Origin of the sequence: Brevibacillus sp. NRRL NRS-603 (genome assembly GCF_003013445.1) — a bacterium.
Taxonomy (GTDB): domain Bacteria; phylum Bacillota; class Bacilli; order Brevibacillales; family Brevibacillaceae; genus Brevibacillus; species Brevibacillus formosus.
This window is the reverse complement of sequence record NZ_PXZN01000028.1, coordinates 1-2,284: the sequence shown is the minus strand read 5'-3', so window position 1 is coordinate 2,284 and position 2,284 is coordinate 1. Positions and strand designations below refer to the sequence as shown.

General features: G+C 47.2%; 2 protein-coding genes. Both read left to right on the top strand.

The window, feature by feature from the left end; translation table 11 throughout:
* The coding region (locus tag C7R94_RS21040; protein WP_146142813.1) for a UDP binding domain-containing protein at positions 1-484 on the top strand (484 nt) is incomplete at its 5' end.
* A 97-nt stretch (positions 485-581) separates the two neighbouring features.
* A partial coding sequence (pepF, locus tag C7R94_RS21035; protein WP_106784361.1) for an oligoendopeptidase F occupies positions 582-2,284 on the top strand: 1,703 nt, incomplete at its 3' end.

The window sequence follows — 2,284 nt, the reverse complement described above, 5'->3', positions numbered from 1 at the left end:
GCTCGCAGCTGAGCACAATATTCACTTAAGTATTTTGGATAAAGTGCGAGAGGTGAATAATACGCAGCCTGTCTGGTTTTTGGAGCAGCTGTGCTTGCAACTCCCTGATCTGAAAGGCAAACAAATTGCCGTTCTGGGGTTGACGTTTAAACCGGATACAGATGACATCCGCGAAGCGCCATCGCTCAAATTGATAGAAGCACTCCTGCAAAAAGGTGCTTCCGTGAAGGCGTATGATCCGATTGGAGCATCTGATGTCAGCAAACAGTTTCCACAGATCGCGTATACGCAATCCGCGGGAGAAGCATGCGAGGGAGCACACGCCGCATTATTAGTCACAGAATGGGAACAGTGTGTCCAACTGGATTGGAAACGGGTTCATCAAAGCATGGCGCAGCCTCTGCTGGTAGACGGACGAAATGCCTGGCCAAACCAGGAGGTAAAGGAAGCGGGCTTTCACTATATTGGAGTAGGGAGAAGCTGACTTTTCCATTTCGGGAAAGGTCGGCTTTTTTTCTGTGGAAAGCGTGGAAGTGCCTGATTGATTTGAACCTGTAGGCATAATACGATAGGATACACATATGGATGATTTGACCATTTCATCTTACATGAATAACGAGGGAGTGATCACGGTGAATAAAAGCAAAACACTGCCGAAACGCAGTGACGTCCCCGCTGAATACAAATGGCGTCTTGAGGACATGTATCCCACAGATAATGATTGGGAAGCGGACGTACAAAAAGTAAAACAGCTCACAGAAAAAATTGCAGCAATGAAAGGCTCTCTGGTTACTTCCGGTAAACAGTTGCTGGCCGTGTTGACTCTGCAAGATGAATTGTTGAAGACGCTTGACCAAGTGTACGTCTATGCACGTATGCGTCGAGACGAAGACAATGCGAACAGCAAGTATCAAGGGTTGACTGACAGAGCAACTAGTCTGAGCACGCAAGTATACGGTTCCATTTCGTATATACAGCCAGAGATTTTGGCGATTCCCACGGAAGACTTGCAGACGTGGATCAAAGAGGTAGAAGGTCTTGAGCACTACCGCATTTTGTTGGAAGAGATTACTCGCTTTAAGCCACATACGCTATCCGCCGAGGAAGAAGCATTACTGGCAAACATGAGCGAGCTTGCGTCCTCTCCATCCAAAATTTTTGGGATGCTCAACAACGCTGACATGAAATTTCCGATGATCACGGATGAAAACGGCGAAGAAGTCGAGCTGACCAAGGGACGCTATACGCAGTTCATGGAAAGCAAGGACCGACGCGTGCGCAAAGAAGCATTCGAAGCATTGTACAGTACATATGGTAAGTTCCGTAATACGATCGCGGCCTCGCTGACATCTGCCATCAAAGGGGATGTTTTCTACGCTCGGACGAGAAAATATCCGTCTGCCCTGTACGCAGCCTTGTTTGCTGACAATGTGGAGCTCCCTGTGTATGATAATCTGATTGCAACGATCCATGAGCATCTTCCGCTCATGCACCGATATATTGCCTTGCGCAAAAAATTATTGGGCGTAGATGAATTGCACATGTACGATTTGTACGTGCCGATCGTACCTGAAACGGACATGAAAATCCCTTATGACCAAGCTGTCTCTACGATCAAAGAAGCACTTCATCCACTAGGTGAGGAGTACGGTCGCATTTTGGATGAGGGCTTTTCCAACGGTTGGATCGATGTGCATGAAAACGAAGGGAAGACAAGCGGAGCCTACTCATGGGGTGCTTATACATCCCATCCGTTTGTCCTCATGAACTATCAGGACAATATCAACAATATGTTTACGCTGGCACATGAGATGGGGCATGCTTTGCATAGCTACTATTCCAATCACGCACAGCCTTATACGTATGCTGATTACAAGATTTTCGTAGCAGAAGTAGCCTCCACACTGAACGAAGCATTGCTGATGAATCATTTGCTCGAGACGACGACAGATAAGAAACAGCGTATGTATTTGATTAATCATTATCTGGAGCAGTTCCGTGGCACCGTATTCCGTCAAACCATGTTTGCCGAGTTTGAGAAAATCGTGCACGCAAAAGAAGAGCAGGGAGAACCGCTGACAGCCGAATCTCTCAGTACGATTTACCGTGAGCTCAATGTTGCCTATCACGGTCCAGATATGGTCGTAGACAGCGAAGTTGATTTGGAATGGGCGCGGATACCTCATTTCTATCGTGGCTTCTATGTGTATAAGTACGCGACTGGCTTCTCAGCCGCGACGTCTCTTTCCAAGCAGATTTTGGAGGAAGGTCAGCCAGCTGTGGA